The 7,104-nt window shown below is 71.5% G+C and carries 8 protein-coding genes and 1 riboswitch; of the genes, 1 reads left to right on the top strand and 7 read right to left on the bottom strand.

Annotation, left to right across the window (positions count from 1 at the left end; all coding sequences use genetic code 11):
• Positions 1 to 261 precede the first annotated feature (261 nt).
• Positions 262 to 1,143, bottom strand: coding sequence for a non-homologous end-joining DNA ligase (gene ligD / locus ACTWQJ_RS43170; RefSeq protein WP_443311870.1), 882 nt, complete (start codon positions 1,141 to 1,143; stop codon positions 262 to 264).
• A gap of 71 nt (positions 1,144 to 1,214) precedes the next feature.
• On the opposite strand from ligD, the gene ku reads away from it, so the two are divergent.
• Entirely contained in the window at positions 1,215 to 2,201 is a 987-nt protein-coding gene (ku, locus tag ACTWQJ_RS43165) for a non-homologous end joining protein Ku (RefSeq protein ID WP_443311869.1), read from the top strand.
• Positions 2,202 to 2,213: 12 nt separating this feature from the next.
• On the opposite strand, the gene ACTWQJ_RS43160 is transcribed toward ku, so the two are convergent.
• The 6 genes from ACTWQJ_RS43160 to meaB form a co-directional block, all read right to left on the bottom strand.
• Positions 2,214 to 2,966, bottom strand: coding sequence for a DUF4142 domain-containing protein (locus ACTWQJ_RS43160; RefSeq protein WP_443311868.1), 753 nt, complete (start codon positions 2,964 to 2,966; stop codon positions 2,214 to 2,216).
• Positions 2,967 to 3,071: 105 nt separating this feature from the next.
• Positions 3,072 to 3,911, bottom strand: coding sequence for an ATP-binding cassette domain-containing protein (locus tag ACTWQJ_RS43155; RefSeq protein ID WP_443311867.1), 840 nt, complete (start codon positions 3,909 to 3,911; stop codon positions 3,072 to 3,074).
• Complete coding sequence (gene cbiQ, locus ACTWQJ_RS43150) at positions 3,908 to 4,657, bottom strand: cobalt ECF transporter T component CbiQ (RefSeq protein WP_443311866.1); 750 nt, start codon at positions 4,655 to 4,657, stop codon at positions 3,908 to 3,910. The genes ACTWQJ_RS43155 and cbiQ overlap by 4 nt, the downstream gene beginning before the upstream one ends.
• A gap of 6 nt (positions 4,658 to 4,663) precedes the next feature.
• Positions 4,664 to 5,017, bottom strand: coding sequence for an energy-coupling factor ABC transporter substrate-binding protein (locus tag ACTWQJ_RS43145; protein ID WP_443311865.1), 354 nt, complete (start codon positions 5,015 to 5,017; stop codon positions 4,664 to 4,666).
• A complete protein-coding gene (locus tag ACTWQJ_RS43140; RefSeq protein ID WP_443311864.1) occupies positions 5,014 to 5,706 on the bottom strand; it encodes an energy-coupling factor ABC transporter permease in 693 nt (230 codons plus the stop codon). Before ACTWQJ_RS43140 ends, ACTWQJ_RS43145 begins: the two co-directional genes overlap by 4 nt.
• 30 nt (positions 5,707 to 5,736) lie before the next feature.
• A riboswitch (cobalamin riboswitch) is annotated at positions 5,737 to 5,920 on the bottom strand.
• 60 nt (positions 5,921 to 5,980) lie between these two features.
• On the bottom strand, positions 5,981 to 6,982 hold the full coding sequence (gene meaB / locus ACTWQJ_RS43135; protein ID WP_443311863.1) for a methylmalonyl Co-A mutase-associated GTPase MeaB: 1,002 nt from the start codon (positions 6,980 to 6,982) through the stop codon (positions 5,981 to 5,983).
• Positions 6,983 to 7,104 lie beyond the last annotated feature (122 nt).

Genomic DNA, 7,104 nt, shown 5'->3' with positions numbered 1-7,104 from the left:
CGGTGGGGCACGAGGGCCTCTCTGGTCGCCGGTGCAGATGTCGCAATCCACACCAGGCCAGAAGGCCCTCACCCATTTCAAGATCCCTCAGCCGAGACCTGCGTCACCAACCTCCGTGGACAGAACACCTAGCGCTCCGCTGGAAGTGCCGCGATGTGCCGTCGATCGTCTGCGGCACCGTTGTGGCTGGTCGCGCAGTTCCCCGCGCCCCTTCGGGGCGCTGCCCGACCGCCCGCGACTGCGGCACTTCCAGCGGAGCGGTCAGGGCACCCGGCCGGCCCGGCCCGGGTCGAGCAGCGGGGCCAGTACATCGCCGTAGTCCTGCACGCGCGGGGCGATGTCGCCGGCCTGGAAGGTCAGCTGGCCGACGTCCCCGCACGCCTCGACCTCCTCCCAGGTCACCGGCGCCGACACCGTCGGCGTGGTCCGTGCCCGCAGGGTGTACGGCGTCGCCGTCGTCTTCCGGGCGACGTTCTGGCTCCAGTCGACGAACACCTTGCCCGGCCTGAGGCTGCGCGTCATCCGGTGCAGGACCAGCCGGGGCATCGCCTTCTCCGCCTCCATGGCGAGCTCCTTGGCGTACTCCGACACCTGGTCGGAGGGGGTCGGCCGGATGCCGGCCAGCAGATGAAGCCCCTTCGACCCGGATGTCTTCGCGTACGCGTCGATGCCGTCCGCCGCCAGCCGCTCCCGCAGCCACAGCGCGACCTCGCAAGCCTGGACGACGGTCGCCGGTGCGCCCGGGTCCAGGTCGAAGACCAGCCGGTCGGCCATCGCCGGCTCCTGGATCACCCACTGGTGCGTGTGGAACTCGGTCACCAGGTTCGCGGCCCACACTAGGCTCGGCAGGTCCTGCACGAGCACCATCCGGGCCGGACCCTCCGAACGGGGCACCTCGGCGGTGGTGACCCACTCGGGCGTACCCGGCGGCACGTTCTTGGTGAAGAAGACCTGCCCGTCGGGCCCGTCCGGGTAGCGCAGGAAGGACACCGGCCGATCCCGCAGATGCGGCAGCAGCACGTCGGCGGTCGTCGCGTAGTAATGCAGCAACTCGCCCTTGGTGAACCCGGTCGCCGGGTGCAGCACCTTCTCGAGATTGCTCAGCGCGACCCGCCGCCCCTCCACCTCTGTGATCGGCGTCATACGATGAGAATCACATGAAAACGGGTGATATCGCCTGATACTGCTTGATGCCGTCGCGAAAGGTGCTGGATGTGCGATCCATATGGAACGGCGCCATCTCGTTCGGCCTCGTCAGCGTCCCGGTCAAGCTGGTGAACGCCACGGAGAGCCACTCGATCTCGTTCCGCCAGATCCACACGGAGGACGGCGGGCGGATCCGGTACCGCAAGTTCTGCGAGCTGGAGGACCGCGAGGTCAGCGGGGCGGAGATCGGCAAGGGCTACGAGGACGCGGACGGGTCGATCATTCCGATCACGGACGAGGATCTGGCCCATCTGCCCCTCCCGACCGCGAAGACGATCGAGATCGTGGCCTTCGTGCCGGGCGAACGGATCGATCCGCTCCAGATGGACGCGGCGTACTACCTCGCGGCGAGCGGCGCCCCGGCCGCCAAGCCGTACACCCTGCTGCGGGAGGCCCTGAAACGCAGCAACAAGGTCGCCATCGCCAAGTTCGCGCTGCGCGGCCGGGAGCGGCTGGGCATGCTGCGGGTGGTCGGCGACGCCATCGTCATGCACGGGCTGCTGTGGCCGGACGAGGTCCGCGCCCCCGAGGGCGTCGCCCCCGAGACCGACGTCACCGTCCGCAACAAGGAACTCGACCTCGCGGACGCCCTGATGGACACCCTCGGCGAGGTCGACCTCGAGGACCTGCACGACGAGTACCGCGAGGCCGTCGAGGAGGTCATCGCCGCGAAGGCCGCCGGCGAGGCACCCCCCGAGGCGCCCGAGCCGGCGAAGGGCGGCAAGGTCATCGACCTGATGGCCGCCCTGGAGAGCAGCGTCAGGGCGGCGAAGGAGTCCCGCGGCGAACAGCCGGCCGAGGTCCGCGAGCTCCCCCGGCGCAGGACGAGCCGCAGCGCGCCCAAGGAGCCCGCGGGCAAGAAGTCCACGGCGAAGAAGTCGACCGCCAAGTCGACGCAGACGGGAAAGAAGACGGCGTCCACGAAGAGCACCGCGAAAAGCACGACGAAGAAGACCGCCGCGAAGAAGACCACGTCCCGCAAGCGCTCGGCCTGAGCGGGCGCCCCGTCAGCGGACCGTCGAGCTGGCCGTGGGTGCGGGCGTCGGGGAGCTGGTGTTCACGTCCAGGCCGGGGGGTTCGGTGAGGGCCACGACGGGGGCGCCGGGCTGCGGCGGGGGCGGGGTGACCTGCTCCTTGGGCAGCTTCGGCGGGCTGGTCTGCTGGAAGTTGACCTGGTCGAAGTTGACCATCTCGGTCTTCTCGAGCACCGTGATGTGGTCGAGCACCGTGTCGTTCGCCTGGTCGGCCAGCGCCCGGACCAGGGTGTTCTTGGTGCTGGCGCGGATCTTGGCGACGACCGGGAAGATCTGCCCGTGCGTGATGCGCATGATGTTCGCCGCGGTGGTGTCGAACTGCTTGCCCTGCTCCGCGTCCACCGTCGCCACGAACTGTTCCTGCTGCGGGGAGGCCTGGTTGGGCAGCGTGATGCCGAGCTCGGGAGCGATCTTGCGGCAGGTCTCGTCGAGCCGGGCGTGCCCGACCACCAGGTGCTCGCCGGCTTCCTTCATCTCCTTCGTCGTGCCGCGCTCCATCGCCATCAGGCCGAGCGGGTACTCCCACAGCCCGGCCGCACGCACCTTGACGACGAAGTCGCGGTCGGCCTCGGTGAGCGGCCCGTACGGGGTGTTGGCGATGATGCGATCCGGGGTGCTCGACGTGTTCTCGACCCCCAGCATGGCGGGGTAGGCGAGGGCGGCGATGGTCAGGGTCAGCGCGCCGCCGACGAAGACGGTTCCGACCATGCTGCGCGTTATGCGCATTCTGCCTCCTGGTGCGAACGGCTCCGGACGCCAAGGGATACGGATCTCAGGCGCCCGGCAATCATCGAGCCGGGTAAAAAACTGCCGTGCGCGGTATGGCATGCATCACAAGGCAGTCGCCGTCACGGCGGCCAGCTCCTCCGCCGTCCGCGGACCGGCGACGTTCTCACCCAACAGCCCCTGCGCCTGCAGCAGTTCCGCCGCCGCGACGCCCCACGGCAGCCGCAGCCCGGCCTGCCGGAGGAGGTCCGTGCGGGCCAGCGCCGTGGGCGCGGGCCCCGTGCGGACGCCGGACGGGGTGAGCAGGGCCGCGTCGTCGGCCCAGCGCAGCGCGAGATCCACGTCATGGGTGGCCATCACCACGGTCGTGCCGCGCGCACGGAGGGCGTCGAGGGTGGCGAGCAGCCGTTCCTGACCGTCCGGGTCGAGCCCGGCGGTCGGCTCGTCGAGGATCAGCACCCGCGGGCGCATGGCGACGGCACCGGCGATCGCGGTCCGTTTGCGCTGCCCGTAGTAGAGGAGATGCGTGGGCCGGTCGGCCAGCCCGGCGATGTCCAGGGCGTCGAGCGCCTCGGCGACGCGGGAGCGCACCTCGGCGTCGGACAGCCCCAGGTTCAGCGGACCGAAGGACACGTCCTGCGCGACGGACGCGGCGAACAGCTGGTCGTCCGGGTCCTGCACGACCAGTTGGACGGTGGTCCGCAACCGGGTCAGGCCCTTCCGGTCGTACGACACCGGCCGGCCCTCCACCGTCAACTGCCCGGTGTGCGGCCGCAGTCCGCCGCTGAGCAGCCGCATCAGCGTGGTCTTGCCGCTGCCGTTGCGCCCGAGCAGGGCCAGCGCCCGCCCCTCGGGCACCGCGAAGTCGAGGCCGTCGAGCACGACGGGGCCCTCGTCGTAGGCGAAGGACGCGCCCCGCAGGGCGACAAGCGCGGGCTCGCTCATGACAGCGGCCTTTCCAGTACGAAGGTGAGGGCGGCCAGCGCCGCCAGCAGTGCGGTGCTCGCGGCCGTGAAGCGGACGGAGAACCGGGCCTCGGGCACCAGGACACGCAGGGTGCCGTCGTAGCCGCGTCCGGCGAGCCCGGTCTGCAGCCGCGCCGCCCGGTCGAAGGCCCGGACGAAGGCGGTCGCGCCGAGCCCGGCCAGGGAACGCCAGGTCGCGGCCCGCGTGGTGTGGCCGAGCCGGGCGGCCTGCGCCTCCCGGATCCGGCGCACGGAGTCGAGCAGCAGAAAGCTCATGCGGTACGTCACCAGCGCCACGTCGACGACCGGCGCCGGCACCCCGGCCTGCACCAGCCGCGGCAGCAGATCGGACATCGGGGTGGTGAACGCGAACAGCAGCACGCCGAGCGAGGCGGCCGAGGTGCGCAGCAGCAGTTCCCCGGCGCGCACCGGGCCCCCGTCGGCCAGGGACACGAACCCGCCCGGCCCGCCGACCTGCACGAGCAGGGTGGCCGCTCCGGTCACGCAGAACCCCAGCGGCACCCGGTACGCCCGCCACAGGCGACGCCGGGGCACGCCCGCCGGACCGAGCAGCGCCACCACCGCCGTCACCAGGACCAGGGCGGCGCCCGGCCAGGGCGGCAGCGAGATCGCGAGCAGGGTGAGACCCAGCCCGAGCACGGCCTTGTCCACGGGGTGGCGGCGGCGCCAGCGACTGCTGTGCGCCGCCGCATCGATCGGCAGCACGGGGGCTCAGGCCCCTTCGGCCGGCGTCTTGCCCGCGTCTTCCCCGGCGTCCCTCAGAGCCCGCTGTTCACCCTGCCGCCGCCCGCGCCGTAGTCCGAAGTAGTAGGCGAGCACGCCCGCACCGATGGCGGCCTGCAGGGCGAACAGCGCCGACTCGATCTCGCCGGACGGCGGCTCGTACAGGGGCGTGAACCAGGGCTCGTAGTCCGGTTCGAGCTCGGTGATCGCCGTCTCCGCCTCACCGTCGGAGCCGGCGAACGGCTTCTCCTTGTCGTCGCCGAGACCGAGGGCCAGCGGTAGCACCGCGAGCGCGGCCACGAGGAGCAGCAGCAGGGCGTTGATCTTCGTGTTCCGGCTCATCGGGCCACCGCCCCGGTGCCGGCCTTCTGGGTGAGGAGGACACCGAGCCGGGTCAGCTCACCCCGGCTCGACTGCACCAGCAGACGCATCACCAGCACCGTGAGCAGCCCCTCGCTCACCGCGAGCGGGATCTGGGTGACGGCGAAGATGGAGCCGAACTTGCCGAGCGCGCCCAGGAATCCGCTGCCCGGGTCGGGGAAGGCGAGCGCCAGCTGCACGCTGGTGACGCAGTACGTGGACAGGTCGGCGACGAACGCGCCGCAGAACACGGCGCCCATCAGCGGCACGTCGTACCGGCGCAGCAGCCGGTACACCCCGTACCCGGCCCACGGCCCGACGATCGCCATGGAGAAGACGTTGGCGCCGAGCGTGGTCAGGCCGCCGTGCGCGAGCAGCAGCGCCTGGAAGAGCAGGGTGATGGTGCCCAGAACCGCCATGACCGGTGGCCGGAACAGGATCGCGCCCAGCCCGGTGCCGGTGGGATGGGAGCAACTCCCGGTCACCGAGGGCAGTTTCAGGGCCGACAGGACGAAGGTGAAGGCTCCGGAGGCGCCGAGGAGCAGTGTGCTCTCGGGGTGCTCCCTGACCTCACGGGTGAGTGACCGGACTCCGTGGACGACGAACGGCGCGGACGCGGCGCCCCAGGCGACCGCGTGCGCAGGAGGCAGAAAACCCTCGGCTATGTGCATGGCTCAGCAGACCCTCTCCAGCACCTCGTGGATGGTTGACGTGCCTTGGCCGGTCTCCTGGCTGACGGGTACCACCGCCCGTGCTCCGCCTTCCCGGATCACAAGGACCCAGTGGCTGCCCGTAAGGGCCGGAGCCGGACTTCCCGATCACAGTGGCGAGGGCCGCACCGGTGTTTCACCGGATTTCCCGTGCACCAAGGCGTGGTGACAGTAGTGCTCGGTCAGGGATGGAGACAAGCGCACCCCGGGAGGCGCGCGGGCGGCGGACGCCCGCTCACGCCCCGTGGGACGCGCCGTCGCCGGCCCTCTCGAAGGCGTCGAGCAGGCGCTCCGCCGCGAGCGTGGCCGTCAACTGCCCGTCCCTGACCCGTTGTTCGAGTTCCGGTGCGAGGGCCCGTACCGCCGGGTCCGCGTGCAGACGGCCCAGCAGTTCGTCGCGGACCATGCTCCAGGTCCAGTCGACCTGCTGGTCGCGGCGCTTGGCGGCGAGCCGGCCGGTGGAGTCCAGGAGGGTGCGGTGCTGCTCCAGGCGCTCCCACACGGTGTCCAGGCCGGTCGACTCACGGGCGCTGCAGTGCAGGACGGGCGGGGTCCAGGCGGCGTCCTTGCCGTGCATGAGACGCAGGGCGCCCGACAACTCCCGTGCCGCGGCGCGGGCGTCGCGCTCGTGCGGGCCGTCCGCCTTGTTCACGGCGATCACGTCCGCCAGCTCCAGGACGCCCTTCTTGATGCCCTGCAGCTGGTCGCCGGTGCGGGCCAGGGTCAGCAGCAGGAAGGAGTCGACCATGTTGGCCACCGCGGTCTCCGACTGGCCGACGCCGACCGTCTCCACCAGCACCACGTCGTAGCCCGCGGCCTCCATCACCACGATCGACTCGCGGGTCGCCTTGGCGACGCCGCCGAGCGTGCCGGCGGTGGGGGAGGGGCGGATGAACGCCGCCGGGTCGACCGCCAGGCGCTCCATCCGCGTCTTGTCGCCCAGGATCGAGCCGCCCGTACGGCTCGACGACGGGTCGACGGCGAGCACGGCGACCCGGTGTCCGAGCGAGGTGAGCAGGGTGCCGAACGCGTCGATGAACGTCGACTTGCCCACGCCGGGCACCCCGCTGACCCCGATCCGCCGCGCCTTCCCGCTGTGCGGCAGCAGCTCGGTCAGCAACTCCTGCGCCAGCGCCCGGTGCTGGGGCCGGGTGGACTCGACGAGGGTGATGGCCCGGGCCACCATCGCCCGCTTCCCGTCGAGCACGCCCTTCACATACGCGTCGAGATCGATCACAGCTCGTGTCCGAGGCCGGCCGCCAGCCGCCGTACCAGGTCGTATGCTGCGTCCGGGATCACCGTCCCCGGCGGGAACACGGCCGCCGCGCCCATCTCCAGCAGGGTCGGCACGTCCTGCGG

Origin of the sequence: Streptomyces sp. KR55, assembly GCF_052245645.1 — a bacterium.
Lineage (GTDB): Bacteria > Actinomycetota > Actinomycetes > Streptomycetales > Streptomycetaceae > Streptomyces > Streptomyces flavusporus.
This window is presented reverse-complemented; position numbering and strand designations above follow the sequence as displayed.

What these genes read in the sequence shown, in the direction of transcription:
- ACTWQJ_RS43145 (WP_443311865.1), bottom strand. Translation starts at nt 5,017, where the DNA reads ATGAGCCGGAACACGAAGATCAACGCCCTGCTGCTGCTCCTCGTGGCC.
- ACTWQJ_RS43140 (WP_443311864.1), bottom strand. Translation starts at nt 5,706, where the DNA reads ATGCACATAGCCGAGGGTTTTCTGCCTCCTGCGCACGCGGTCGCCTGG.
- ACTWQJ_RS43155 (WP_443311867.1), bottom strand. Translation starts at nt 3,911, where the DNA reads ATGAGCGAGCCCGCGCTTGTCGCCCTGCGGGGCGCGTCCTTCGCCTAC.
- ACTWQJ_RS43160 (WP_443311868.1), bottom strand. Translation starts at nt 2,966, where the DNA reads ATGCGCATAACGCGCAGCATGGTCGGAACCGTCTTCGTCGGCGGCGCG.
- ligD (WP_443311870.1), bottom strand. Translation starts at nt 1,143, where the DNA reads ATGACGCCGATCACAGAGGTGGAGGGGCGGCGGGTCGCGCTGAGCAAT.